The following is a 25946-nucleotide window of genomic DNA, read 5'->3' on the forward strand; positions in this document are numbered from 1 at the left end:
TCAGTGAATATATCGGACAAACAAGCGCAAGAAATTATTGTTGCACCGCGTCAATAGCACTGCTGTTATTGAAAAAAACAGAACAAATAAATAGAGATTATGAATATGAAAGCTAACCTGAACGCAGCACGCTCAGGTTAGCGTATTTGGCTTACAACCAGGCTTTCCAGGTTGCTTCGTTATCAGCCAGCCATTTAGTAGCGGCTGCTTCGTGGCTCATACCATCGATGTCCACCAATGCCGCCATGTTGCCGATATCGCTTTTGGTAAAGGATACGTTGTTAAAGATTTTGTAAGCGGTTGGCCATTTTGCAGGCATTTGATAATAAGCGGCCTTCTTCAACCAACCTGCGGGGGGCGAACCACATTTGCCATCACCGCCGTCTGACTTCTTGCAGCCCTCTGTATACGCGGGGAATTTAACGAAGCTGCCACCGTCACCGGCATCGGTGAAGTTGGGTGACCAGTTAAATACAACCACGGCACGGTTGTCTTTGGCTGCCGACTCCAGTTCCGCCCAAAGTGCACCGGATGACCCGGCAAACTTGGCTGTGAAGTCCATATCAAGTGCTTCAATGCGGTTCAGGGTTTCTTGGCCATGCCAGTCCATAGGGCCGTCAAGATAACGACCTTTGCCACCACTGCCGGGTGTTGCAAACAGTGCGGCACAATCGTTCAGCGCTTTCCAAGAGGGTAGGCCCGGGCATAAGTCGCCTACATACGCAGGGTACCACCACTCTTCCTGAGTAACAGAGGCGTGGGTGCCCACATCAATAATGCCGCCAGCGTCTAAAGCGTTGTTGAAAGACTTGCCAAAAGTAGACTGCCAGACTTCATGGGCAATAGTAACGTCGCCGTTACGAACAGATTCGTAAACCGCTTGGCTGTCAGCAGGTACGTAAGAAACGTTATCTCCAATGCTTTCAAAAATACCGCCAATAACGTAAGCCATAGTAATTTGGCTGGTCCAGTTATGGGTGGCAATTACAATAGGCTCTTTTGAATCTGCCTGGGCTACAGTTGCGCCAAGCACCAGTGAGCTAACTGCAGCGGCAGTAGCAAGCTTGTTCAAAAATCTCATACACATCTCCGAAAAGTATTGTTATCGGTAATTGATCGTTTCTCTCTTTCTTACTTTCTCTCTTTCTTACTTTGATTACAGGCAAAGTCCTGTTTCGCTTTTAATTCAAGATTATATCTGGGCAAAAAAATAGACGGCAACGGCGGCGTAGCGAGCTTTTTTTAAAAGCACGACATTGGGCCAGCGCCTAAAATGGCACGTCTAAAAGTCATAATGACTTCGGTTTTTAGGTCAAGCGCGCCAGGGTCGAATGTGTCAATGGCGCAATGCTATGAAGGCTGTATCTATCTTTGAAAAGGCTGTATCTGTCGGTGAAACAGAGGGCCGAGGGCGGGCAGGCCGCCGATGAAACGCGAGATCTCGAGAACACGCCGGAAGGAAGCGCTCGAACTGGTCAAGCAGGAAAAATACTTGATAACTCGTATGCCAGGGCCGACAGGCTAACACATCTTGGCTGTCAGCGTTTTTTCACTTACGCAAAACCGGTTAAAGCCGGTTCTGAAAATAAATGTGCCCTTGTCTATCGTGTTGCCGGAGTTGATACAGCACTGGTTACTGTGCGTATAATTTTGGTCGGTCCTTCAACCCGGACCATTTTTGCAATACAAAAGGAAATGTATGAATCATTCCAAAGAATTACTGCAATCCCCACTTTTTCAGTCTGTTGCGGGTCTGGCTTTCGAGTCGGTGATGGTGACGGACGTGACCGGTGACCATAAGAATTCTGTGATCATTTATGTCAACCAAGCCTTTACTGACCTGACGGGCTATTCGGCTGACGAAGTTCTGGGCAAAACGCCTGGTCTGCTGCAGGGGCCGGAGACCGACAAAGCGGAGACAGACCGTTTGTCTGATGATCTGAAGCACAATCGGACCTTCCACGGCAGTACCATTAATTATCGCAAAGACGGCACGCCTTTCACCATTGAGTGGAAGGTATCACCGGTGATGGATGGGGCTAAGGTTACCCATTACGTGGCGGTACAGAGAGCGGTTGGTTAAGGTTTGAAAATGCGTCTTTGAGCAGATCGCGTCAGGCCAGCACGCTGGCTTGACGTGGAGGGTTTGCCTATGATTCCTAATACTATGAAAGCGATGGTTCTAACCGGTCACGGTGGGATCGACAAGCTCGAATACCAGAGCGTATCGACACCGCATCCAGCGCCTGGGCAGGTGCTGGTGCAGGTGACGGCAACCGCCAAGAACAATACCGACCGTAAGGCTCGCGAAGGGCTTTACCCCACCAAAAAGGGAGAGATGACGTCTTTCCAGATGGGTGGCAAGCCGACGTTGATTTTTCCCCGCATTCAGGGCGCCGACATAGCGGGTCGCGTGGTGGCCGTGGGTGAGGGAGTGAGTGAAAGCTGCCTGGGCGAGCGTGGGTTACTGGATTTTAACATCTACGCCGATGCCCGCAGGGATATCAACCTTACCCCTGATTACTACGGCCACGGTGCAGACGGTGGCTATGCAGAGTATGTCGCGCTGCCTTCGGACCAATTTCATTACATTCCCAACCCAGAATTGTCCGACGCTGAACTGGCGTCAATGGGCATGTGCTCCTACCAAACCGCCTATCATATGGTCACCTCGGCTAATATTCAGGCAGGCGAGCGGGTACTGGTTACCGGTGCCAGTGGCGGCGTGGGTACCGCGCTAATCCAATTGTGTCGCATTGTGGGCGCTATCCCTTTTGCTCTGAGTAAAGACGACAAGGCCGATGCGTTGCTTAAGCTTGGGGCCGAGGCCGTACTGGATCGCTCTGATATGAACAGCTTTGTTGACCGGGTAAAGGCGGTAACGGGCGGCAAACCGTTTGACGCGGTGATGGATCTGGTTGGCGGAGAGATGACCGACAGGTTCATCGACGCCATGATCTTCGACATGAACGCCCGCAGTACCTACCCGCGGTTGAGCATCGCCGGTGCCAGTGGTGGCAACATCAGCGAGATTCTCTGGACCCGCATTTACCTTTATCAGGTACAGATTTTCGGGGTGTCTCACGGTACCCGAGAGGAGGCCGATCAGCTCATGGCCTGGATTCGCGGCGGGCAATTGAAGCCGGTGCTTCACGGCGCGTTCAAACTATCGGATTTGCATCATGCCGAGGTCTATTTTGAGAATCGGGGCAGCAATTACCTCGGCAAGATCGTGATTGTTCCCGACGCGCAGTGGAACGAGCATGGCAAGCCTTTCACCCTGGGGGATTTGTGATGAAACCGGAATTGACCATTCAGTTGATGGATACCCATGCCGGTGGCGATGTCAGCCGGATTGTCACCGGCGGTATTGATCCGCTGCCGGGGGACACCGTGCGAGCCCAGATGGAATACCTGCGGGACAATGCCGACGGCTTGCGCCGGTTGTTGCTGGAAGAGCCCCACGGTATTCCCGAGATGTCTGTAGACCTGCTGGTACCGCCGACGGATCCGCGGGCGGCGGCCGGATACATCATCATGGAAGTGATGGGCTATCCGATCTACTCCGGCTCTAACACCATTTGTACGGCCACCGCTGTTCTGGAAGCGGGCATTGTGCCCAAGCAAGAAGGCAAACAGCAGTTCCTGCTGGAATCACCCGCCGGGCTGGTGCAGATAGACGCAACGGTGTGTGACGGGGTGGTGGAATCCATCACCTGCGAAGGCCTGCCCAGCTATATTCACACCTACAGGGCGACCGTTGAGGTGCCGTCTTTGGGGAAGGTGACCTACAGCGTTGCTTACAGCGGCGGTTTCTATGCCTTGGTGGATGCGAAAGAGCTGGGGTTCGACCTTACTCTGGACGAAGAGCGCAGGCTTGCCGAGGCGGCTCACGCCATTGTTGAGGCAGTGCAGGCTGAACGGGGTTTTTTGCATCATACGCTGGGCGATTTGGGGCCCTTGCCGTTCCTGCACTTTATGGGGCCGGTGGAACATGTGGGTGAGGGCTATTATCGTTCCCGCTCTGCCACTTATGTGCACCCCGGCGTCATCTGCCGCAGCACCACCGGTACCGGAACTTCGGCGCGGCTGGCATTGATGAACTATGAAGGCACCATCAAACCCGGCGACCGGCTGGAAACTGTTTCTCTGCGGGAAACCAGCTTCATCGGCGAGTTCAGTGCCGTGGAGCAGAACGGCGAGGTCCAGATGGTGAAGAACCAGATTACCGGCAAGAGTTATGTGATTGCCCGTTCCGACATCGTCGTTAACTGCGACGACCCCATGGTGGATTGCCGCAGCCTGCATCACATTTTGTCCGGTCAACAATCAGGCGCTGCAGACCCGCTGTGAACAAGTTTGTGAGGAAGAACATTGAAAAAACTCATCACGATTGTTCTTGCCGTTCTTCTTGGCGGCTGTTCATCGCAACAAGGTGCCATTAACTCAGATGACCTGGACGCCGCTGTCATTGGCAAAAAGCCGGAGGGGTATCCAAAAACCTATATTAAGTCTCTTCCTGACCGCCCTGGCTTTTGTATAAAAGTGACAGAAAACTGGAAAGCACATGATTATCAAGGGCAGACGATTTGGCTTAAAGAAAAAAAGATCGAGAGCCTGAACTGCCCTTGGGATCAGATGCAATGGCAAGACCGATCATTCCTTCGGCGAGACCAATAGCTGGGGCTGTATTTCTGCAGGTTGCAGATCCGTTTTGGTTTCTGTAGCCTTAAAATTAATTGAACGTTCAATTAATAAATTCAGGGCGATAAAGCAGCGAATAACCATGGCCAAAGTTGGAGTGAAAGACACCCGAAAACAGCAGCTGATCAACGCAACGATGGAGTCGATTGCCGAACTGGGGATGCAGAACACTACCATCATCAGCATCAGCAAACGCGCGGGCATGTCCTCGGGCATCATCAGCCACTATTTCGGTGGTAAGCGGGGCCTGATTGAAGCAGCGCTACGATATTTACTGGCCCACCTCGGAAAAGAGCTTCGTGAGCGCATGGCGGAGACCGACGGGTCGCTGGAACAGCGCCTGAACTGCATCGTTGATTCCAACTTTTCCAACTTCCAGCGCTCGGCACTGGCGGCAAAAACCTGGTTGAGTTTCTGGGCGCGGTCCATGCATGAGCCCGGGCTGCAGCGTTTGCAACAGATCAACAATGCGCGTCTCTATAGCAACCTGCGCTACGCCTTCGCCCAGGTGATGGAGCCTACGGCAGCGACCGAGGCGGCGAGGCAAACGGCGGCGATGATAGACGGCTTCTGGCTGCGTAGTGCGTTGAGTCTGGACCCACAGGAAAGTTTCGAAGCGGGCCAGCGGCTGTGTAAGCGCTTTGTACAGGACACGCTGGCCCGGCCCCAGACAACATCCGTTAGCGTCACTCAGAGAGAACAACCGCTAGAGAGAACAATCCATTATTCACGTTGAGGTAAAGTTTTTATGTCCCATTCAATACCTCGTTTACAGAACTTCATTCACGGTCGCTTCTTTGCCAACAATACCGGTGAGGTGTTTCCAGTGGTCAATCCGGCCACGGGCAAAGTGATCTACGAAGTAGAAATAGCGGATGAATCTGTGCAGCAGGCCGCCATTGAGAGCGCCCGGGTTGGATTTACAGAGTGGGCTGCCATGCCCGCCGTGCAGCGCAGCCGCATTCTTCTAAAAGCCGTCGCATTACTGCGTGAACGTAACGACGAGCTGGCCGCTATTGAGGTTCGGGATACCGGCAAACCCTTGCAGGAAGCGCAAGCGGTAGACATTGTGACCGGTGCAGACTCTATTGAATTTTTTGCCGGCCTGGCGCCGTCGATTGAGGGTAACCAGCAGGATCTTGGGGGTGACTTCTATTACACCCGCCGAGAGCCGCTGGGAATATGTGCCGGTATCGGCGCCTGGAACTACCCGCTACAGATCGCTTGTTGGAAGTCTGCTCCGGCACTGGCGTGTGGCAACGCGATGATCTTCAAACCGTCTGAAGAAACCCCAATGGGAGCGACCAAACTGGCCCAAATTTATATCGAAGCAGGTGTTCCCGCCGGTGTGTTTAACGTCGTGCAGGGCGCGGCGGAAGTCGGCTCTTGGCTGACTCACCACTCTGAAATCGCCAAAGTGTCGTTTACCGGCGAAGTAGGCACCGGCAAGAAAGTCATGGCCGCGGCGGCCAGCACTGTGAAAAGTGTCACCATGGAACTGGGTGGCAAATCCCCGCTCATTATTTTCGACGATGCTGATCTGGAGAATGCCATCTCGGCCGCCATGGTGGGTAATTTTTACACCCAGGGCGAAGTCTGCACCAATGGCACCCGAGTGTTCGTGCATGAGGATATCTATCCGAAATTCATGGAGCGTTTGCTGGAGCGCACCCGCAACAACATCCTGCCGGGCGATCCGATGAACCCGCAAACCAACTTTGGGGCGCTTATTTCTGACAAGCACCGCGAGCTGGTATTGAGCTATATCGCTAAAGGTGTGGCAGAAGGCGCAACACTCCGTCATGGAGGTCACGCGTTTGAGCCAGAAGATTCCAAGGGTGGCTACTTTGTTGAACCGACCATCTTCACTGACTGCGCTGACGATATGGCCATCGTACGGGAAGAAATTTTCGGGCCGGTGATGTCGGTGCTTACGTTCAGCACCGAAAATGAAGTGATTGATCGCGCGAATTCGACTGAAACCGGACTGGCGGCGGGCGTGTTCACTAATGATATTCGCCGCGCTCACCGGGTTGTTCATCGGCTGCAGGCAGGTATTTGCTGGATTAACAGCTACGGAGCTTCGCCGGCAGAAATGCCCGTGGGCGGCTACAAACTCTCTGGTATTGGCCGCGAAAATGGCCGCGAGACGATCTCTCACTACACCCAGCTCAAAGCTGTGTATGTAGGTATGGAAGACATCGACGCACCATTTTAATTTCGGAGATACAAAGGAGAACGTGTGTGAAAGAAAACCAATACGACTTCATCATTGTGGGCGCAGGCTCTGCTGGCTGTGTGCTGGCTAACCGCCTGACCGAAGATACCCAGCGTAAGGTTCTGCTACTGGAGACCGGTGGTAGCGACAAAAGCATCTTTATTCAGATGCCGACGGCCTTATCCATTCCGATGAACACCAAAAAGTTCGCCTGGCAGTTTGAAACTGAACCGGAGCCTTATCTGGACAACCGTCGCATGCACTGCCCACGGGGCAAAGTGCTGGGCGGATCGTCGTCCATCAATGGCATGGTGTACGTGCGTGGCCACGCCCGCGACTTTGATGAATGGGAATCGGGAGGCGCAGAAGGCTGGAATTACCAACAGGTACTGCCCTATTTCAAAAAAGCGGAGACCTGGGCCTTTGGCGGTGATCGCTACCGTGGCGGTGACGGTCCGTTGGGCGTAAACAACGGCAACAACATGCAAAACCCCCTGTATAAGGCCTTTATTAACGCAGGTCAGGACGCCGGTTATTTGCCTACAAAAGACTATAACGGCGCCCAGCAGGAAGGGTTTGGTAGCATGCACATGACGGTCAAAAATGGTCGTCGCTGGTCTACTGCGAATGCGTATCTGCGGCCGGCTATGGGTCGCCCTAATCTGACCGTGGTTACCCATGCTCTGGTGCACAAAGTGCTCCTCGACGGCCATACCGCTACGGGTGTGCGTTACGAACAGAGCGGTAAGCTCCGAGAGGTGAAAGCCACTGAAGAGGTGATTTTGTCGGCAGGGTCCATTGGTTCTCCGCATCTGTTGCAGCTTTCCGGCATTGGTAACCGCGAGGTTCTGGAAAAGGCTGGCATTGAGGTGAAGCACGAGCTGCCGGGAGTGGGTGAAAACCTGCAGGATCATCTGGAGTTTTATTTTCAGTTCCGCTGTGAACAGCCGGTGTCGTTAAACGGCAAGCTCGACTGGTGGAACAAACTGAAAATAGGCGTGCGCTGGATTCTGAAAAAAGATGGCCTTGGTGCCACCAACCACTTCGAATCGTGCGGTTTTATACGTTCCAAAGCGGGCGTGGAATGGCCCGATATGCAATACCATTTCCTGCCTGCGGCAATGCGTTATGACGGCAAAGAAGCGTTTGACGGCGACGGATTTCAGCTGCACGTTGGCCACAACAAACCCAAAAGCCGCGGCACCGTGCACGTCCATTCTGCGGATCCAAAAGAAGCACCACGGATACAGTTCAACTATTTACAGCACGAAGCCGACCGGGAAGGTTTTCGGGCGTGCGTTCGCCTGACCCGGGAGATTATTAATCAGCCAGCAATGGATGAGTACCGCGGGGAGGAAATTCAGCCAGGTACCGCGGTTGACAGCGCCGAGCAAATTGACGCTTTTGTTCGGCAGACGGTAGAGAGCGCTTATCACCCATCCTGCACCTGCAAGATGGGCATCGATGAGCGTGCAGTGGTAGACCCGCAAACTCGGGTTCATGGCATCAAAAATCTGCGTGTTGTGGATTCATCGATTTTTCCAACCATACCCAATGGCAACCTGAACGCGCCTACCATCATGGTTGCAGAGCGCGCCGCCGATCTGATCCGGGGCAAGGAGCCCCTCCAATCTTTAGAGGCACCTGTTGTCATGGATGAACAATGGCAGGTACGTCAGCGTCCAGGAGAGGCAAAACGGCAACAGAGCTAGCGCTTTGGAGTGCTGAGTTGAATGACAAAGGTACTTAAGTACCGTTCACCTTTTCTGCCGGCGCTGCTAACGTGAATTGGTCAAACAATCTTCACGCCACCCGCAAAGGACGCTCTTATGCAACCCACCAGGCACGAGCTCAAGGCGATGGCGCTTGTAGTCCTGATCGCCCTGATGCCGAACACAACACAGGCACAGCCGGCAGACTACCAGACGCGTGTTGCCCGGGATATGATCCGGGTTCTGGAAGCCTACGCAGTGTACAAAATGGGCCAGTATGATCTGGCGTTTGAACGCTATATTGCCCTGGCCGAGGATGGCAACCGCCAGGGAATGCTGAACGTCGCCAACATGTACGCGGAAGGCAAAGGGGTTGAGCAAAATGACACACATGCCTTCCAGTGGTACCTCAGGCTGGCCGAATCAGGCGACCGGTTCGGTATAGCCGAAACAGCAAAGGCCTACCGGGCAGGCAGGGGCGTGCAAGAGGATGCGGAACGGGCCCGCTACTGGGAAGAGCAGGCCGGAGTTGGGGGCTGAGCGGATCGGTCGTTCTTGTTATTTCAACAACTCCTTCTGGCCGGCCGGGTCTTCCATGGGAACATTCTGAGCGGTTTCTCCGCTCAGAATCATACGTGCCGCAGCAACGGCGGCATCGCGGTAGGGCATCAGCACAATGTCTGCTTCAGCCCGAGTCAGTTCCGCCGCAGTCTGTTCCCTATGGGCGGCAACCGCTATCCGGCCGTGATAACCAAAGTCTCGCACAGATCTCAGCAGCGCGCGCCGCGGATCGCTATGGGTCAGTCCGGTGTCGTGTTCGGGCACCGCTAACACCAGCCATTTGGCCGCGCCAAGGGGAAGGTGTGCAAGAAATTCCGGGTCGGTTGCATCGCCGAAGATCACGTCGTACCCATCTTTGCGAGCATGGCGGATCGCTTCTGGGCTGAAGTCGACGCCAAGCACTTTCAGCCCGGTCTCGCGCAGCGCGCCCGCAATGCCAAGCCCGTAACGCCCCAGCCCAAACAGAATCACATCGTGTCCTTGCGTGTTTGATGGCGCATCCTCCCGCGGGGTCGCGGCCATGCGCCGGTCGAAGATGCCCAAAAGCGGCTCCATCCGGTTATATATCTGGTGTGAGTAGGTGATCATGTAGGTTGAGGCCGCAATTGTGATAAGGCCCACCAGCGTCACAAGGCCGAGCGCCTGGTCAGAGACATGGCCAATGGTCACGCCCATCGCCATGAAGATCAGGGAAAACTCACTGATCTGCGCCACGGTGAGGCCCGCAAGAAAACCCGTACGTTTGCGGTAGCCCATGGTCACCATGATGATCAGCACGATCAGCGGATTGCCGATCAGCACGAAGAGCGACAGAACAATGGCCGGCCCTACGCTGTCGCCCAGAATCGACAGGTCCAGAGAGGCGCCGAGTGCGATAAAGAAAAACAGCAGCAGGAAGTCTCGCAGCGAGGCGAGACGTGCGGCAATCGCCTCACGGTAGGCAGTGGAGGCCAGTGAAACACCCGCCAGAAGCCCGCCAAGTTCCTTGCCGAAGCCCAGATAATGGCCAACTGCAGCCAGCAGCGCCGCCCAGCCGATGGCAAACGACACCAGCAGTTCCGGCGCCCGCGCCAACCGGTCGACCAGCGGGTTGGCCACATAGCGGATGAACAACGCCACGGCGAAGAGCATGGCCAGGCCGTAGCCAAGTAACACCAGAACGTCGGTCAGCGCCGCATCGTCGCCGGCACCTACCCCGATGGCCGACAGCACGATCATCGCAATTACCACAACCACATCCTGCACAATCAGGAAACCGAGCGCGATCCGGCCGTGGAGCGAGTCGATCTCGCGTTTGTCAGACAACAGCTTGACGATGATAATGGTCGACGAAAACGTCAGTGCCACGGCGACGTAAAAGGCCGTCAGTGCATCAAGGCCAAGTGCCAGCCCGATGCCAAAGCCGAAGACCGTGGTAAAAACTACCTGTCCCAGCCCCGTGACAAGTGCCACGGGGCCAAGTGTGCGGATCAAGTTAAAATCGAGCTTCAGGCCGACCAGAAACAGCAAAACCGCAATGCCCAGTTCGGCCAGTAGGTCGATCTGTTCGTCCGATCGCGCGATATCCAGCACCGAGGGGCCCGCCACAATGCCCACCGCAATAAAGCTCACTATCAATGGTTGGCGCAGAAGAAGCCCGGCAAAGCCGACGCCAGCCGCCAGCACCAGAAGTGCCGCGAACTCATAGAAGATGTAGTCTTGAAGTACCTCGGTCACGATGTCTTCCTGTCGCTTTCGCTCTGCGAATTTTGCCCTGGGTTGCAGGGGTTGTGCGTTCGATGAAGCAGGACACGTTTTTCGATTTCAAGAATCACAAGCAGTGCTGGCCCAACCGCAATTACCGTCAGACCTTGCGCCAGGCTCAGCGGCCGAGTATCGAAGAAGACTTCCATGAAGGGCGCGTAGGTGAACAGGAATTGCAGCGCGGTGACCACCGCAATGGCAATAAGCACGGGCCGCGTTCCCAGCAAGGCCTCGAACGACAGCGAGGTGGTGTTCAGAAAACGCACGGAGAAAAGATAGAATATCTCCATCACCACCAGAGTGTTGACCGCGATAGTGCGAGCCTCCTCGATGCTTGCGCCCTGCCGCTGCGCCCAGGTAAACATCCCAAAGATGCCCGCACAGAACAGAATCGATACGAACGCTACGCGCCACATAACGAAGCGCGACAGGATCGCCTCGGAGGCCGGGCGTGGCGGTCGGAGCATAATACCGGGCTCCGGCCCTTCGAAGGCAAGCGCCATGGCCAGAACGACCGAACTGACCATGTTAACCCAGAGGATCTGCACCGGCGTGATCGGTAGCGTCAGGCCCAGAAGTAGCGCGGCGATCAGCGCCAACGCCTCGCCGCCATTGACCGGCAGAAGAAAAACAATGGCCTTCTGCAGGTTATCGTAGACGGTTCGACCGGCTTGGATGGCGGCGGTGATGGTGGCAAAATTGTCGTCGGCGAGCACGATCTCGGCCGCCTCCTTCGCGGCCTCGGTTCCGGTTCGGCCCATGGCGATGCCAATGTCAGCGCGTTTCAACGAAGGTGCGTCGTTGACCCCGTCGCCGGTCATCGCCACGACGAGTCCGCTGGCCTGCAACGCCTCGACCAGGCGCAGTTTGTGCTCGGGGCTGGTGCGCGCGAAGACGTCGATGCGCGTGGCGTGCTCCCGCAGTTGTTCGGTGCTCAGCCCGTCGATCTGCGCGCCTTCCAGTACCTCTTCGGTGTTCTTGAGGCCCAGTTGCCGTGCGATGGCCAGGGCAGTGCCCGCATGATCGCCGGTAATCATCTTGACCCGTATACTCGCTGCCTGGCATTCGGCAACTGCGGCGATGGCTTCCTCGCGCGGCGGGTCGATCAGGCCGACGAGCCCTAGAAGCGTTAGCCTGCCTTCGACATCGTCAAACGTTAGCTTACGCGCGCCCTCCGGCCCACGTCTTGTGGCGATGGCCAGAACACGCTGGCCCTGGGCGGCAATTTCGGACGCTGCACGCTGCCAGTATTCGGCATCCAGCGGACCGGCCTCGTCGCCCTCCGCTTGCTGGTCGGCGCACATGGCTAGAATGCGCTCGGGCGCACCTTTAACATGGATTGCAGCCGTATTGTGTTGATCATGATGCAGCGTTGCCATGAAGCGGTGCTGCGCATCGAAGGGGATAGCGTCGGTCTGCGGATTGGCGCGGCGGACATCACCCGTCACCAGCCCTGCCTTGCAGGCAAAGGCGATCAGCGCACCTTCCATTGGGTCGCCCTGAACGTTCCAGCCCGTTTCCGTTTGGGCCAGTTCGGCGTCGTTGCAAAGCATGGCTCCAAGGGCGAGGTCGCGCAGGAGCGAGTGAGTGCCAGGCCCGACCTCCTGTGTTTCAAACATGATGGTGCCATGGGGCGCATACCCCACCCCGGTCACGGCAAAGCGCCGTCCTGCGGTGACCACCGTAGTCACCGTCATCTCGTTGCGGGTGAGCGTGCCGGTCTTGTCAGTGCAGATGACCGAAACCGAGCCCAGGGCCTCTATCGCGGGAAGACGACGCACGATCGCGTTGCGCCGCGCCATCGCCTGCACGCCGATGGCGAGTGTTACGGTCATGATGGCCGGCAGGCCCTCGGGGATTGCCGCTACCGACAGGCCGACCACGGCGATGAATATCTCGGCAAAGCCCATTTCAGCCACGACATAGCCGAAAGCAAGAATAATCGCGGCCAACACGAGGATAACGCCGGTAATGCGGCGGGCGAAGACCTCCATTTGCAACAGAAGCGGCGTGGTTGTTGTCTCTACGCTGGTTAGAAGCCCGCTGATTCGCCCGATTTCGGTCGCCGCTCCCGTTGCCACAACAACGCCGCGCCCGGTGCCGGCGGCGACCAGTGTGCCGCTAAAAGCCATTGAGTGGCGGTCGCCGACAGGCGCATCGGCGGCGACGGAATCTATGTCTTTGTCGGTAGGGACGGATTCACCGGTCAGCACCGCCTCCTGCACGCGCAGGCCTTTGGCTGCGACCAGCCGAAGGTCGGCGGGCACCTTGTCGCCTGCGTCCAGAAACACGATGTCTCCCGGCACCAGTTCCTCGGCAGGCACCGTTGCCCGACGCCCGCCACGCAGCACGCGCGCGTCCGGTGCCAGCATATCGCGGATCGCCGACAGCGCCTGTTCGGCGCGGCCCTCCTGCACAAAGCCGATTACCGCGTTAACCAGCACGACCGCCAGGATCACGCCGGTATCGACCAGATGACCCAGCGCGGCCGTGACAACGGCTGCGGCCAGCAGCACATAGATCAGAACATTGCGGAATTGCCTGAGGAACCGGCGCAGCGGCCCGTCGGGTGCAGCTTCCGGCAGCCGGTTTGGCCCGGTTCTGCGAAGCCGGTCCGCGGCCTCATCCGCGCTCAGCCCATCTAGCCTGGTGTCAACACCTTTGAGAACCTCGCCCTCTGCGAGCGAATGCCACTTAAGGTCCGCCGCGCTGCCACCATCATGCCGGACCGATGGGGAATCATCGGCGTCATCGCCGGATCGGTCGTTCATTTGTTTTCTCCAAGGCTGGCATCCTTCCAGCCGGGTTTGCGCGTTGCGTAGCCTGGTATTGTCAGAAAGGGCTTGTTCAGCATGCGGGCGTCCTTAAGAGCGTTCACGTCAATGAAGAGTTATCCCTCACTATAGAACATCTCAAACGTGGTTGAACATATGTCAGGAGCTGTGAGACTGAGGCAAGCGATACATTTGCCTTGTGGGGGGGTGGGAAAACTACGTTGATGACTAAAGTTGGAGCATTTTCCGTGTGCCAACCGGGTGTTAGGTCGGGGAGGCCCTAAAAGCCTTCCCGACGTGTCAAAGGCTAACTCATTACCTAACGCTGCTTACGATCCGAACAGGTTATAGATAAACACCGCACCCACAGCCACTGGCGTTATGTAGCGCACGGTGATGTACCACAGGCGAAACATAGGCTTTGAAAGCGCGAGTTCCTTTTCCATCGCCTCCCGCGACATCACCCAGCCGGCAAACACAGCAACCAGCAGGCCGCCCAAGGGCAACAGAATGTTGGCGGTGAAGAAGTCCAGCAGATCAAAGACGGTCTTGCCCTCTAGCATGCCAATCCAGCCCAGTGGTGCAAAATCTGACCACAGGTTCAGGGAAAGGATCGACGCAATGCCCAGTAACCAACACACGAAGCCTGCTGCCAGCGTGCTGCGGGTGCGATTCATGCTTTTTTGTTCTTCCAGCCATTCAACGATGGGCTCCAGCAGGGAAATGCCCGACGTCCAAGCGGCGAATATCAGCAATACAAAGAACAGGGTTCCGAACAAGCTGCCCATGGGCATCTGGCCGAATGCCAACGGCAGGGTCTGAAAGATCAGCCCAGGGCCGGCTCCAGGCTCAAGGCCGTTTGCAAACACAATCGGGAAGATGGCCAAACCGGCAAGCAGCGCTACCCCGGTATCGATGACGCAGACGGCAATGGAGGTTTTAGCGATGGATATACCTTTTGGCAGGTAGGAGCCGTAAGCCATCATGACCGCCATGCCCAGGCTCAGGGTGAAGAAGGCGTGGCCGAGCGCCACCAGAATGCCCGAGGTAGTCAGTTTGGAGAAGTCCGGCTGGAACAGGAATGTCACGGCCCGGCCGAATTCACCGGTGGTCATGGCGTAGCCGACAACCGTGAGCAGCAGCAGAAACAGGGCCGGCATCAGAATACTGACCGCGCGCTCAAGCCCCGCACGAACGCCTTTCGCGACTACAAACATAACCAGAGCCATAAACAGGGTGTGCCACATCAGCAGCGTTACCGGATCGGCCAGCAAGTTGGAGAAGATGGCACCAATGGCATCCGCAGACTGGCCGGTGAGTTGCCCGCTGGCCGCTGTGCCCACATAGGATACGGCCCAGCCACCAATCACCGAGTAGAACGACAAAATCAGGAAGCCGGCGATCACCCCGACTGCGCCGACCATACGCCAGGCCGGGTTCAACCTGTCGTGACTGGCAATCGCTTTGAGGCTGTTAACCGGGCTGCGACCGCCGCGGCGACCAATCAACACTTCGGCCATCATGATGGGCAGGCCAATCGCCGCGATGCACAGAAGGTAAACCAGTACAAAGGCGCCACCGCCATTTTCACCGGTGATGTAGGGGAATTTCCAGATATTACCCAGGCCCACGGCAGAGCCTGTGGCCGCAAGAATAAACGCAAAGCGTGAGGACCAGAGCCCCCGTTTGGCGTTGGAGCCTTCTATTGCTTCCGCAATGGGCGCATGTGATTCAGACATAATTTTTCCCTGCTAGGTCGTTGTTTTTGTTTGGAAGAACAGGGCCGTGAATGAATCACGGCTCTTTAAAGCAGATGCCGCTAACTACCCGGCGCCCACAAGTTGCTCGCGCGGTGCCTGAGCTACGCTTGAGTGCTTCTGGAAGCGTTCTTCGGCGAGCGTATTGGCCACCGCACCGGTTGGCATGCCACTGGCGTCCGAGCGTGTAAAGATCTCGGTAAGCGTGCGGCCTATGCCCTCCACATGGGCGCGTACTTTCTCTGGTGGAGCGCCGGTGCGTTCGTAGAACACGTCGATGATGCCGCCGGCGTTAATGGCGAAGTCCGGCGCATAGAGAATACCGCGGTCTTTTAATGCCTGATCGTGATCCGGGCGTTGCAACAGATTGTTGGCGGCGCCCGCAATGATCGTGGCCTTCAGGCGGGGAATGCTGTCGTCGTTAAGCACCGCGCCCATGGCGCAGGGTGCAACCACGTCTACCGGCAGGAAAAGAATGTCCTCGGCTGAAGCCGCATGGGCACCCAGTTCATCTATCGCACGCTGCATGTTCGCGTGATAAATGTCGTATACCCAGAGCTCTGCGCCGGCGTCTCTTAGATGACGGGCCAGGCGGTAGCCCACGTTGCCCACACCCTGAATAGCCACCTTCAATCCGGTCAGATCCTCGCGGCCAAGCTTGTACTTTACCGCTGCTTTCAAACCCACAAAGGTGCCGTAGGCTGTGGTGGGGGAGGGGTCTCCATTGCTGGGTTGGCCGTCAAAAGCGATGCGCTCGACAATGCCGGCGACGTGCTTCGTATGCCGCCCCATGATTTTCAGATCTGCCACACTGGTGCCGGAATCTTCGGCGGCAATGTACTGGCCTCCAAGCCCGTCCAGGTGTTTGCCCATGGCTTCCAGCAAGGCTTCGCTTTTTTGTTTGCGCGGGTCGCCGATGATCACCGATTTACCGCCGCCGAGGTCAAGATTGGCCAGTGCGGATTTGTAAGTCATGCCTTTCGAAAGGCGCAGTACATCGCGCAGCGCTGCTTCATCGCTGGCATAGGGGAACATTCTGCAACCGCCCAGTGCGGGCCCGCGGGAGGTGTTGTGCACCGCGACAATGGCTTTAAGCCCGGTTTCCGGATCACAGACAAACGACAGGTGTTCGTGGTTATCAAATTCGGGATGGTTGAATACAGTCATGGGGGATCACCTCTCTTCCTTGGCCCGGGTGGACGCTAATTCGTGGAAACAAAGGGTGACTATCTGAACAGGTAGGCGCGATTGTGCACGGCGCAATACGCCTTGGAGACGTGTTGACATAAGCATTTTGAAATCCTCTCCACCTGGCCGGATCTCGGCGGCAGTGGCGGTGTTGTTTTTGTCGTCCGGCTTGTGGCCGGCGTTTGATTTCAGGTGCCCGGATCTCCCATAGGGGGTTGCCCTTGTGGGGCCAGGCTGACTGTAAGCTAATCGCTGGAAGCTCGGGGGTCAATCCTTAACCGGAAAATCTCCTGTAAACTCAACTTCATTGTGGAACCTCTCGCTTTACCAGCTCTATGGCTGGAAAATAGGCGCGCTCCGGATTCCAGTCACGATTCCACGTTTATAAGGCTATTTGCATGCGTTCCGCGTTTCAGATTTATGTTGTGCCCGCTGTGTTTGTATGGCTCTGGAGCACCGGGTTTATTGGTGCCAAGTACGGCTTGCCCTACGCTGAACCTTTCACGTTGTTGCTTTACCGGATGCTGTTCACGCTGGTGCTGTTGGGCGTACTGGCCCTGGTGCTGAAGGTTACCTGGCCGTCCTGGCGCGGGGCGGGACACACTGCGGTTACCGGTTTGCTGGTGCATGGCTGTTATCTGGGCGGTGTCTATTACGCCATTCAGGGTGGCATGCCGTCCGGGATTATATCCCTGATTGTTGGGCTGCAGCCGCTGGTTACGGCGTTGGCGGCGGTGGTGATATTGCGTGAGTCGGTCACTACGCGGCAGTGGGTGGGTTTGTCGCTGGGCTTGCTGGGCGTAAGCCTGGTGCTGATGGAAAAGCTGGGTGGCGGGCCTGGGATAGAGGGCTTTCCCCTGTGGACTCTGGGGTGGGCGATGCTGTCATTGCTCGGTATCTCGGTAGGCACGGTTTACCAAAAGCGCCATGGCGGGAGCGTTAACCTAGTGGCGGGGACCTTTATTCAGTACAGCGCCGCCTCGGTGTTTTTCGCGATCGGTGCGTTCGCGCTTGAAACCCGCGAGGTGGTCTGGAACATCCAATTACAGTTGTCCATGGCGTGGCTGGTGTTCGGGGTATCGATTGGTGCCATTCTATTGCTCATGCTGCTGATTCGTCGGGGTGCGGCGTCGCAGGTGGCCAGTCTGTTTTATTTGGTGCCGCCGGTCACAGCGCTGCAAGCCTTTTGGTTGTTCGATGAGCGCCTGGGTGTCTTGGCCATAGCCGGTGGTGTGGTTTCTATCACCGGTGTGGCGTTTGCGGTTACGGGGCGCAAGCAACCGGCACAGTGAACCTGTCATGCGCCAGCTTCTTTCAGTTGGCTGGCAAGACACACATAAACGCAATGTTTAACCTGACACGGAGCACGCGGGCTTTTACAGTAGGCCAATGCTGAACGTTTCGAGGACAATTCCAATGACATGGCGATCGCTGCTACCGCTGTTTACTATCGCGATACTGTTTGGCCTTGGCGGTTGCGCCAGTAATCAGGATCTTGGTACATCAGACAACAATCGCTGGCAGCCGTCAGAGCGGCCCGCGACCGGTAGTGAAATGGCTGCAGCCCAGCAACTCTGGCAGGTGTTCGAGCGCTATGAAGGCACGCCTTACCGCTACGGAGGCATGTCTGCCAGCGGTTTTGACTGCTCCGGTTTCATCACCACTGCATACCACGAAGCCATAGGGCGCCGTTTACCCCGCACCACTCATCAGATGCTGGCCGCCGGAGAAAGAGTTCCCCTGGATAACCTGCGCACCGGCGATCTGGTGTTTTTTACTATAAAGGGAAAGGATCAGCACGCCGGCATCTACATGGGCGATGACAGTTTTATTCACGCATCGACATCGTCTGGCGTTATGCGCTCATCCCTTAATGGCTACTATTGGCGCGGCCGGATCAGTCAGGCTCGAAGATTTTATTAGTCTTCGGTCGGGATGCCATCGGTTACCCCCTCAATGAATAACGGTGTATTTAAAGCATGAGTGAAGAACAACCGAATAGCCCATTGCACGGAGTGACGCTTGAGAAGATTGTTACCAGGCTGGAACAACATTACGGCTGGGAGGGGTTGGCTCAAAGAATCAACATAAATTGTTTTAAGAGCGATCCGTCCATCAAATCGTCGTTGAAGTTTTTACGCAGAACCCAGTGGGCCAGAGATAAGGTTGAAGATCTGTATATATCAACGTTTGAAGGAAATTATACGGGGAAGGTGTGACCACAATGGGTGCTGGCGCGCCCGAAAGGGCGGCCAGCGTTTGCGTTTAAAGCTTGGTTACAAAGGTGCGTGCCTGGTAAAGGGCCAGGCCACTGAGCACAATAATGACGGCAACGGCGAGCATGTCAGCCCCCGGATAACCCCAGAAATCAGACATAGTGTCTCCTTGGTGAAAAATTTAAGTTCCACTGGCTATCAGGCCAGTGCGGTGTCGCGCATCCGTTGACGACCGAAGTCGTTAAGCTTGAACTTGAACAACACGCGGCCTGCGCCAAAATAAGCTTGATGATCGAGCTCTTCCTCAACGCTTTCGATAATGCCGCTGGAGAACAGGTCAGTCAGTGTGACGCGGGTATTTCCACGCCAGTAGGCGCCGCTGAGGCCGTATTCACTCATCACCGCATCGGCGATTTGCCAGTCCCAGATGCCGCCATGCTGCTGGTCATGGATCAGCTGTAGAATGCGGCCTTTCATGTGCAATTTATTCATGGTTTGCTCCAATGATCACGAGTGGGCTGCACTCGTCGTGGCGGTGGACGTTTTGGTGTCGCTCGACACGGCACGGACGACCTCAAGCACTTCGTCGCTTTCAGTGAACATGACAAACCCGCCTATTACGAACAGGGCCAAGCCTGCAAGGAAGTTCCAATCCGGAAATTCGAGGGTGAATGCGGCTAGGAAGATGACGGCAAAAAGCCCGTACAACGCCGCAATTGCTTGCCCTCGTCCAACACCTATCAGTGGGAAAGATTTGTACCAGGAGACATAGCAGAAAGCGAAGCTCACGCCCGCCAGCATTAGCCAGCCGATCACTGCCCAGTTGAACGTGGCGATGACCAGTTCCACAACCGGTTGGTCGGTGAAGAAGTAGATTGCAGGTAAAATCAGTAGAACCCAATACAGGACTTCGGCCGTGAACCTCACCGTAATACCCACATCCGGATCGGCCACATCCAGCCCGCGGCCTGCAATTGCACCTTCTACACCCCAGCCAATGGCCGCCATTGCACCGCCCAGATAGCCCAGCCAGCCGGCGTCGCCGGTGCCCGTGATTTCAGCAATAATGCCGGGCGCATAGACGGTCACGCCACCGGCCAGAATGATAAAAATACCCACCGCTGCGCGTTTGGTGATCTTCTCCTGATACCAGAGTCTGGCCAGGGTGGCGCCGATGATGGGGTACATCAGCGCGGAAATGGCCGCGAAGGCCCCGCCGATGTAGCCTATCGCCAGATAAGAGCCAAAAATGGCCATCGGGCCGCCAAATATGGCGCCGATGAAGAACCACTTGGATATAAAACGCATCTGCCTGATGGTGCGAACGTATTCCCCCAATTTGCCTAACACTCCGTTCCAGACAAACAGAAAGAACAACACGGCAATGGCGTTGAAGGTGGTCAGCACCGCCGCTGCCAGCAGAAACTGGGCGTTGGTATCGAAGCTCAAGTTAATATAGGGCGTTTCAAACCACACCGCGGACCCTGGCACATACCAGGCACCCCAGAGCACGGCTGCCCACATAGCCCACATAAAGCCCCAGCGTATGCTGCTGGAGGTGAAGCGCGACCGAGCCTGGCTCAGGCTTGGTTGATTCATACAGTCTCCTTTGCTGGCTGCGCTTGCTTCACCTTGAGGAAGGCTTCAAGAGAATCGTCCATCGCATCCATCCAGGGCGTATGGTGCACCGGTGCCAGGGTGCCCGTCAGCGTGGAGCGGTAGCTCTTGTTGCGGTACCCAAGAATGTCCGCTTCCTTATCGTGTTCCCACTGTTTGAAAATAGCGGCAACGGCGGTTACATCGAACGCCGGGTAGTCGGTAGGTTCAAGCAGATTCTGTATATAGGCTGCCTGAAAATCGATCTCGTCGACGGGGTCAACGAGCTTCAGCTCGCGGGCGACCCATTCACGGCTATCGGCCGCCATGGCGTCGTCTGCCGGCAGTGTGATGCGGCCGAGCATGACATCACGGGCATACCAGGCCTGGGCGTCGAACATGTTGAAGGTGTAGTACTGATCCTGCATGCCCAGGAATATCAGCTTGGGATTGGCCAGGGAAACAATGCCCTTGTACAAACCTTCCGGGTACATCCGGTTGTGGGTGGTCAGCGTCAGTTCGTTGGGCAGGAACGGGAAGTGATGCTGATACCCGGTACACAGGATGATCGCATCGACTTTTTTGCTGGTGCCATCCTTGAAGTGGGCTGTCTTGCCGATCACTTCGGTGAGCAAGGGCACTTCGGTGAAGGACTCCGGCCACTCGAAGCCCATGGGCTGTGTGCGATAGCTGAAGGTGACCGACCTTGCGCCGTACTTGTGGCACTGCGTGCCTATGTCTTCTGCGGAATAGCTGCTGCCGATCAGCAAAAGATCCTTACCTTTGAACTCGCATGCGTCGCGGAAATCGTGGGCATGCAGCACACGGCCGGGAAACTGCTCCAGACCTTCAAAATAGGGCACATTGGGGGTCGAAAAGTGCCCGGTAGCCACGATGACATGGTCGAACTCTTCGGTGTTCAGTTTGTCCTGTTTCAGGTCCCGTACTGTCACCGCGAACTTGCCGGTGGCTTCGTTGTGGTCAACCCAGTGCACCGCGGTGTTAAAGCGGATGTACTGTCGGACATTGCTCTTGGCTACACGGCCCATAATGTAGTCGCGCAGCACGGCGCGGGGTGGGTAAGACGGGATAGGGCGCCCAAAATGTTCCTCGAAGCTGTAATCCGCGAACTCCAGACATTCCTTGGGTCCGTTTGACCATAAATAGCGGTACATGCTGCTGTGAACCGGCTCGCCATAGGCGTCCAGGCCCGTACGCCAGGTGTAGTTCCAAAGACCGCCCCAGTCATTCTGTTTTTCGTAGCATACGATTTCGGGGATATCTGCACCGGCGTCGCGGGCTGCTTCAAAAGCACGTAATTGGGCCAAGCCGCTTGGGCCTGCACCTAAAATGGCAATTTTAAAACTCATAATGATTCCTGTTTAAGGCGTTGTATCGAGCACCGGGCAAGAGCGGCCAGGGCGACAACTGGAAGCGAAAAAGGGCTCAGCTTTGACCGGCAACGATCAAGCCATGAGGTTTCGCAGTGAGACACACCAAATTCGGACTGACCGATGGCGGAATAGGATATCAACGGCAACTGTCGGAAGAGACAGGGCGTCAAGAGTGGGAAGACCACAGATCTGTATGCGAGATATCGAGAAAACGCTGGAGGGAAGCGCTCGGATGGCTAAAGCATATTGAAAATGCTTCGTAGCTCGCACGTCAGGGCTGCACCTTAGCACATCTGGGGCTGCGACGTTTTTGCTGGGTGCCAGTTCACGCTCGAGAAGCTAAAGTTACTCCTTACAATGCCGATACGTCACTAACAGAAATAGAAATTTTGTATTGACTCAAATCAAACACCTCGATTATATGTCTTACCTTTATACGTAAATGCCCGACAACACCAATGGAGACTACATCGTGAAGTTCAATTTGTCCTGGCGTCAGAAGTTCCAGATGCTCATCATCGCAACACTGACTGGTATGACTATTATTGCCGGGGCCATTCTCTGGGGATTAGAGACCGTTTCATCTTCCTATGAGTCCGTCTATCAGATATCACGCTACGAAACCAGTGCGAGTAATCTTGCCAGTAAATGGAACGCTGTTGAAAAACAGCTCAACACGCTCTCCGGGGATGACCAGAGTGAGTTGCTGGCAGATCTTGATGAGCTCACATCAGACGCCAAGGCACTGCAACGCCAAGCAAATCAGCTGAACGATCCAGGCAGTATCCGCTTTGCAGAATCCATTCATACGGAAGCCGAACGTTATGTGACGCTGCGTCGGGAATGGCTGCAGCAGATGAATGTGCTCGGTTTGTCTGACGCCACCGGGATTCGCCAGGAACTCGCTGTTGTAATGACAGAACTGAAGTCATTGTCATTCAGCCTGATTGATGAGGCTGTTAGTGAAGTCGAGAGCACATCAGGTAAGTACATTAATACTCGTGATCCCGCACTGTCGGAAGCTTCAAACCGAGCCGTTGAGGTGCTGGAAAATTTAGTTGAAGAGTACGAGTGGGAAAAAACCGTGATTGGTGAAAACACGAACCTGTACCGTGCCGTATTTGATCGGGCTGATGCGGTTCTGCAGCAAATTGCCATCATTTCCAACAACGCAGAGCAAGCTGGCGACACCCTTCAACAGCAAGTTATAACGCAAAATGAGGCTCTGCAATCCGGTCTTATTGCGCGCACCCTGCTAAGCGCTGAAAACGCCAAAATGTCGGCCAAAATGGTCAGCATTGGTTCTATTTTACTGTTTGCACCTTTGTTGGTTCTGGTTCTATTCCTTACCTCTCGGGCGCTGGTTAGCCAGCTCAACCGAGTGGTTGAGCTGTTGTCACGGGTGTCAGAGGGCGACTTAACCAAGAAGCTGTCACTCGGCAATAACCCAAACGACGAATTCAACACTCTGGGCAGAGCAACGAATCAGATGATCGACAAAATCGGCGTGCTGATGAAAGAGTCCATCGCAGGCACGCGGGATCTGATCGAGGTTCATCACGAGCTTGAAAAAACCATGGTTCGACTGACGCAGAACAACGAAATAGTTGAATCCCAAACCATCTTGGCGGCCACTGCCAGTCAGCAAATATCCGTCACCCTGAACGATGTTGCCGAACGCGCATCGCAGGTGGGTGTTGCGACTCAAGCCGCCAACGAGTCGGCGCAGTCAGGGGCTCGCGTGGTTGAAGACAGCGCAACCTCGATGCGCATGCTGTCCGGCGTTATTCAGAATACCCATGGCCATGTCAAATTGCTCACCCAGGCCAGCGCCAAAGTCACCGGCATTATCGGCGTTATCAACAGTCTGGCGGACCAAACCAATCTGCTGGCGCTCAACGCTGCGATTGAAGCTGCACGGGCGGGTGACGCAGGCCGCGGTTTTTCAGTGGTGGCTGACGAAGTTCGCACCCTGGCACAAAAAACCGTTGCCGCCACCACCAACATTGTTGGCATTATTGACGAGCTCAATTTGCAGACCACCAGCATGGACACCCTGGCGAACAACGGGCTCAAAATTGCGAAAGAAGGTGAGCACCATGCGTCGCTGATCGCAGGCGCTATGGGTGGAGTGGCTCAATCGATTGTCACCCTGAACTCGGAAATGGATCAGGTTGTGGTTGCCGTGGAGGAAATTTCCGTCACCACTGAGGACATTGCGCAAAAAATGGAAGAAATCCGCGGGCAGAGTGTCGAGACGCAAGCCATTGGCGCTGAGCTTGGCAGGCAGAATCAGCGTTTGTCCGAGCAGGCTAACGTGATTTCCGAAAGCACACGGCGCTTTAATGTCTAACCAACTGGCCCCTACGTCGAGCGGCCAGTTGGCTTCGTTTTTGATGTTTGGGTAGAAAATCGGCCCGAGCAATGTCCTGAAGTTGCACTAGGCTATAGATAGCCATTCATCGGTTCATGGGTTCAGCTGAAGGATATCTACATATGAAGATCGGTATTCCAAAGGAAATTTACGCAGACGAGCGACGGGTTGCGGCAACGCCACCCTCGGTACACAAACTGATTGGGCTGGGGTATCAGGTTACGGTCGAGACGAGCGCAGGCGAGGCGGCGCACTATCACGACTCAGCCTATGAAGCCGTTGGTGCGACGATTGCGACGGATGTCGGCGCTTTGTGGAGCGACTCGGATTTTATTCTAAAAGTGCGCGCACCCATGGAAAATCCGGCGCTGGGTAAGCACGAAGCCGATCTGATTAAAGAAGGCGGTTTTCTGGTCAGTTATATCTGGCCGGGGCAGAACCCTGAGCTTCTGGAAAAGCTTGCCGCCCGTAAGGTGACTACTTTCGCTATCGACAGCCTGCCGCGAATCAGCCGGGCCCAGAAGATGGATGCGCTAAGCGCCATGGCGAATATTGCCGGATACCGCGCGGTGGTGGAGGCGGCCAGTCACTTTGGACGCTTCTTTACCGGGCAGATGACGGCCGCAGGAAAAGTGCCGCCGGCCAAGGTGATGGTGATCGGTGCTGGTGTAGCGGGCCTTGCGGCTGTGGGCGCTGCCAACAGCTTGGGGGCTATTGTGCGGGCGTTCGACACCCGGCTGGAAGTGAAAGAACAAATTGAAAGTATGGGCGCCGAATTCCTGCAACTGGATTTTGGTGAGGAGGAGGGCAGCGGCACTGGCGGTTATGCCAAGCAGATGAGCGACGAGTTCATCAAAGCCGAGATGGCGCTGTTCGCGGAACAGGCCAAGGAGGTGGATATCATTATTACCACCGCTCTTATTCCCGGCCGGCCCGCACCCAAGCTGATTACGGCAGACATGGTGAAATCCATGAAGCCCGGAAGCGTAATCGTCGATCTTGCCTCCGAGCGTGGCGGCAACTGCGAACTCACCGAGCCTGGCAAAATTGTCGAAAAGCACGATGTTACGCTGATCGGCTACACCGATCTGCCAAGCCGCATGGCCAAAGTGGCCAGCGACCTTTACGCCACCAACCTGTTTCACCTTGTTACCGAACTGACGCCAGAGAAAAACGGCCAGCCAAAGGTAAACATGGAAGACGATGTTATCCGTGGCCTGACCGTGGTGCTGGATCAAGAGGTAACCTGGCCACCACCGCAACCGCAAACGCCGGTCAGCCCCAAGGCTGCGCCCGGCACGGAAGAGCCCTCAGCGGAACAGAAGGCAGCAGCGCGCAAGAAGTCGGATCGCCGCAGTTTAATTAGTAAGGGCGTACTGCTAATTGTCACCGTTGCCGCGCTTTATGGCATTGGCGCTCACGCACCGGATAGCTTTTTGAGGCACTTCACCGTGTTTGTGTTGGCGTGCTTTATTGGCTATCAGGTTGTCTGGAATGTAACGCCTTCTTTGCACACACCCTTGATGAGTGTAACCAACGCCATCAGCGGCATTATTGTGATTGGTGCCATATTGCATCTGGCCCAGGCGGAAAACCTAGCGGTCGGGATTATGGCGTTTGTGGCGGTGCTGATTGCCAGCATCAACGTAGGGGGCGGCTTTCGGGTTACCCATCGCATGCTCAAAATGTTCCGCCGCTAGGAGGCGCCC

At 55.8% G+C, this 25946-nt stretch carries 21 protein-coding genes; 13 read left to right on the forward strand and 8 right to left on the reverse strand.

Features of this window, described 5'->3' with window-relative positions; all coding sequences use genetic code 11:
• Nucleotides 1-151 precede the first annotated feature (151 nt).
• A complete protein-coding gene (locus ATG98_RS11760) occupies nt 152-1081 on the reverse strand; it encodes an ABC transporter substrate-binding protein (RefSeq protein ID WP_098423183.1) in 930 nt (309 codons plus the stop codon).
• A 618-nt stretch (nt 1082-1699) separates the two neighbouring features.
• On the opposite strand from ATG98_RS11760, the gene ATG98_RS11765 reads away from it, so the two are divergent.
• The 8 genes from ATG98_RS11765 (at nt 1700) to ATG98_RS11800 (ending at nt 9174) form a co-directional block, all read left to right on the forward strand.
• A complete protein-coding gene (locus ATG98_RS11765; RefSeq protein ID WP_098421273.1) occupies nt 1700-2083 on the forward strand; it encodes a PAS domain-containing protein in 384 nt (127 codons plus the stop codon).
• Between the two features lie 69 nt (nt 2084-2152).
• Entirely contained in the window at nt 2153-3295 is a 1143-nt protein-coding gene (locus ATG98_RS11770) for a zinc-binding dehydrogenase (RefSeq protein WP_098421274.1), read from the forward strand.
• Nucleotides 3295-4353, forward strand: coding sequence for a proline racemase family protein (locus ATG98_RS11775; RefSeq protein WP_098423185.1), 1059 nt, complete (start codon nt 3295-3297; stop codon nt 4351-4353). The genes ATG98_RS11770 and ATG98_RS11775 overlap by 1 nt, the downstream gene beginning before the upstream one ends.
• A gap of 21 nt (nt 4354-4374) precedes the next feature.
• Complete coding sequence (locus ATG98_RS11780) at nt 4375-4680, forward strand: hypothetical protein (RefSeq protein WP_098421276.1); 306 nt, start codon at nt 4375-4377, stop codon at nt 4678-4680.
• A gap of 106 nt (nt 4681-4786) precedes the next feature.
• The gene (gene betI / locus ATG98_RS11785) at nt 4787-5440 is read left to right on the forward strand and encodes a transcriptional regulator BetI (RefSeq protein ID WP_098423187.1); all 654 of its coding nucleotides are present in this window, start codon (nt 4787-4789) and stop codon (nt 5438-5440) included.
• A 12-nt stretch (nt 5441-5452) separates the two neighbouring features.
• A complete protein-coding gene (gene betB / locus ATG98_RS11790) occupies nt 5453-6922 on the forward strand; it encodes a betaine-aldehyde dehydrogenase (protein ID WP_098423189.1) in 1470 nt (489 codons plus the stop codon).
• Nucleotides 6923-6948: 26 nt separating this feature from the next.
• The gene (betA, locus tag ATG98_RS11795) at nt 6949-8634 is read left to right on the forward strand and encodes a choline dehydrogenase (protein ID WP_098421279.1); all 1686 of its coding nucleotides are present in this window, start codon (nt 6949-6951) and stop codon (nt 8632-8634) included.
• 117 nt (nt 8635-8751) lie between these two features.
• Nucleotides 8752-9174: a tetratricopeptide repeat protein gene (locus tag ATG98_RS11800; protein WP_098423191.1), complete on the forward strand. Its 423-nt coding sequence runs from the start codon at nt 8752-8754 to the stop codon at nt 9172-9174.
• Between the two features lie 18 nt (nt 9175-9192).
• Here the strand turns inward: ATG98_RS11800 and ATG98_RS11805 are convergent, their stop codons facing one another.
• The 4 genes from ATG98_RS11805 to ATG98_RS11820 form a co-directional block, all read right to left on the reverse strand.
• On the reverse strand, nt 9193-10911 hold the full coding sequence (locus tag ATG98_RS11805; protein WP_098423193.1) for a cation:proton antiporter: 1719 nt from the start codon (nt 10909-10911) through the stop codon (nt 9193-9195).
• Nucleotides 10908-13709, reverse strand: a complete 2802-nt coding sequence (locus tag ATG98_RS11810; RefSeq protein WP_098423195.1) for a cation-transporting P-type ATPase — start codon at nt 13707-13709, stop codon at nt 10908-10910. The genes ATG98_RS11805 and ATG98_RS11810 overlap by 4 nt, the downstream gene beginning before the upstream one ends.
• Nucleotides 13710-14041: 332 nt before the next feature.
• Nucleotides 14042-15451, reverse strand: a complete 1410-nt coding sequence (locus ATG98_RS11815) for a sodium-dependent transporter (protein ID WP_098423197.1) — start codon at nt 15449-15451, stop codon at nt 14042-14044.
• An 84-nt stretch (nt 15452-15535) separates the two neighbouring features.
• A complete protein-coding gene (locus tag ATG98_RS11820; RefSeq protein WP_098421284.1) occupies nt 15536-16636 on the reverse strand; it encodes a Leu/Phe/Val dehydrogenase in 1101 nt (366 codons plus the stop codon).
• Between the two features lie 419 nt (nt 16637-17055).
• Here ATG98_RS11820 and ATG98_RS11825 point away from each other — a divergent pair, with 419 nt between their 5' ends.
• The 3 genes from ATG98_RS11825 to ATG98_RS11835 all read left to right on the forward strand — a co-directional run bounded on the left by ATG98_RS11825 (nt 17056) and on the right by ATG98_RS11835 (nt 18876).
• Nucleotides 17056-17949, forward strand: coding sequence for a DMT family transporter (locus ATG98_RS11825; protein WP_098423199.1), 894 nt, complete (start codon nt 17056-17058; stop codon nt 17947-17949).
• 124 nt (nt 17950-18073) lie between these two features.
• Complete coding sequence (locus tag ATG98_RS11830) at nt 18074-18580, forward strand: C40 family peptidase (RefSeq protein ID WP_098423200.1); 507 nt, start codon at nt 18074-18076, stop codon at nt 18578-18580.
• A 56-nt stretch (nt 18581-18636) separates the two neighbouring features.
• Nucleotides 18637-18876 (forward strand): VF530 family DNA-binding protein, encoded by a 240-nt coding sequence (locus ATG98_RS11835; protein ID WP_098421288.1) that lies wholly within the window; start codon nt 18637-18639, stop codon nt 18874-18876.
• A gap of 195 nt (nt 18877-19071) precedes the next feature.
• Here the strand turns inward: ATG98_RS11835 and ATG98_RS11840 are convergent, their stop codons facing one another.
• Genes ATG98_RS11840 through ATG98_RS11850 form a run of 3 tightly spaced genes read right to left on the reverse strand, consistent with a single transcriptional unit; the run spans nt 19072 to nt 21839 of the window.
• Nucleotides 19072-19365, reverse strand: coding sequence for a hypothetical protein (locus ATG98_RS11840; RefSeq protein ID WP_098423202.1), 294 nt, complete (start codon nt 19363-19365; stop codon nt 19072-19074).
• 15 nt (nt 19366-19380) lie between these two features.
• The gene (locus ATG98_RS11845) at nt 19381-20472 is read right to left on the reverse strand and encodes a DMT family transporter (protein ID WP_098421290.1); all 1092 of its coding nucleotides are present in this window, start codon (nt 20470-20472) and stop codon (nt 19381-19383) included.
• The gene (locus ATG98_RS11850) at nt 20469-21839 is read right to left on the reverse strand and encodes an NAD(P)-binding domain-containing protein (protein WP_098423204.1); all 1371 of its coding nucleotides are present in this window, start codon (nt 21837-21839) and stop codon (nt 20469-20471) included. Before ATG98_RS11850 ends, ATG98_RS11845 begins: the two co-directional genes overlap by 4 nt.
• 496 nt (nt 21840-22335) lie before the next feature.
• On the opposite strand from ATG98_RS11850, the gene ATG98_RS11855 reads away from it, so the two are divergent.
• Nucleotides 22336-24216 (forward strand): methyl-accepting chemotaxis protein, encoded by a 1881-nt coding sequence (locus ATG98_RS11855; protein WP_228706105.1) that lies wholly within the window; start codon nt 22336-22338, stop codon nt 24214-24216.
• A gap of 143 nt (nt 24217-24359) precedes the next feature.
• The gene (locus tag ATG98_RS11860) at nt 24360-25937 is read left to right on the forward strand and encodes a Re/Si-specific NAD(P)(+) transhydrogenase subunit alpha (RefSeq protein ID WP_098423206.1); all 1578 of its coding nucleotides are present in this window, start codon (nt 24360-24362) and stop codon (nt 25935-25937) included.
• The last annotated feature ends 9 nt before the right edge of the window (nt 25938-25946 follow it).

Source organism: Marinobacter sp. LV10R520-4, from assembly GCF_002563815.1.
In the GTDB taxonomy this organism is placed as follows: Bacteria; Pseudomonadota; Gammaproteobacteria; order Pseudomonadales; family Oleiphilaceae; genus Marinobacter.

What these genes read in the sequence shown, in the direction of transcription:
- ATG98_RS11760 (WP_098423183.1), bottom strand. Translation starts at nt 1,081, where the DNA reads ATGAGATTTTTGAACAAGCTTGCTACTGCCGCTGCAGTTAGCTCACTG.
- ATG98_RS11765 (WP_098421273.1), top strand. Translation starts at nt 1,700, where the DNA reads ATGAATCATTCCAAAGAATTACTGCAATCCCCACTTTTTCAGTCTGTT.
- ATG98_RS11770 (WP_098421274.1), top strand. Translation starts at nt 2,153, where the DNA reads ATGATTCCTAATACTATGAAAGCGATGGTTCTAACCGGTCACGGTGGG.
- ATG98_RS11775 (WP_098423185.1), top strand. Translation starts at nt 3,295, where the DNA reads ATGAAACCGGAATTGACCATTCAGTTGATGGATACCCATGCCGGTGGC.
- betI (WP_098423187.1), top strand. Translation starts at nt 4,787, where the DNA reads ATGGCCAAAGTTGGAGTGAAAGACACCCGAAAACAGCAGCTGATCAAC.
- betB (WP_098423189.1), top strand. Translation starts at nt 5,453, where the DNA reads ATGTCCCATTCAATACCTCGTTTACAGAACTTCATTCACGGTCGCTTC.
- ATG98_RS11800 (WP_098423191.1), top strand. Translation starts at nt 8,752, where the DNA reads ATGCAACCCACCAGGCACGAGCTCAAGGCGATGGCGCTTGTAGTCCTG.
- ATG98_RS11810 (WP_098423195.1), bottom strand. Translation starts at nt 13,709, where the DNA reads ATGAACGACCGATCCGGCGATGACGCCGATGATTCCCCATCGGTCCGG.
- ATG98_RS11815 (WP_098423197.1), bottom strand. Translation starts at nt 15,451, where the DNA reads ATGTCTGAATCACATGCGCCCATTGCGGAAGCAATAGAAGGCTCCAAC.
- ATG98_RS11820 (WP_098421284.1), bottom strand. Translation starts at nt 16,636, where the DNA reads ATGACTGTATTCAACCATCCCGAATTTGATAACCACGAACACCTGTCG.
- ATG98_RS11825 (WP_098423199.1), top strand. Translation starts at nt 17,056, where the DNA reads ATGCGTTCCGCGTTTCAGATTTATGTTGTGCCCGCTGTGTTTGTATGG.
- ATG98_RS11830 (WP_098423200.1), top strand. Translation starts at nt 18,074, where the DNA reads ATGACATGGCGATCGCTGCTACCGCTGTTTACTATCGCGATACTGTTT.
- ATG98_RS11835 (WP_098421288.1), top strand. Translation starts at nt 18,637, where the DNA reads ATGAGTGAAGAACAACCGAATAGCCCATTGCACGGAGTGACGCTTGAG.
- ATG98_RS11840 (WP_098423202.1), bottom strand. Translation starts at nt 19,365, where the DNA reads ATGAATAAATTGCACATGAAAGGCCGCATTCTACAGCTGATCCATGAC.
- ATG98_RS11845 (WP_098421290.1), bottom strand. Translation starts at nt 20,472, where the DNA reads ATGAATCAACCAAGCCTGAGCCAGGCTCGGTCGCGCTTCACCTCCAGC.
- ATG98_RS11850 (WP_098423204.1), bottom strand. Translation starts at nt 21,839, where the DNA reads ATGAGTTTTAAAATTGCCATTTTAGGTGCAGGCCCAAGCGGCTTGGCC.
- ATG98_RS11860 (WP_098423206.1), top strand. Translation starts at nt 24,360, where the DNA reads ATGAAGATCGGTATTCCAAAGGAAATTTACGCAGACGAGCGACGGGTT.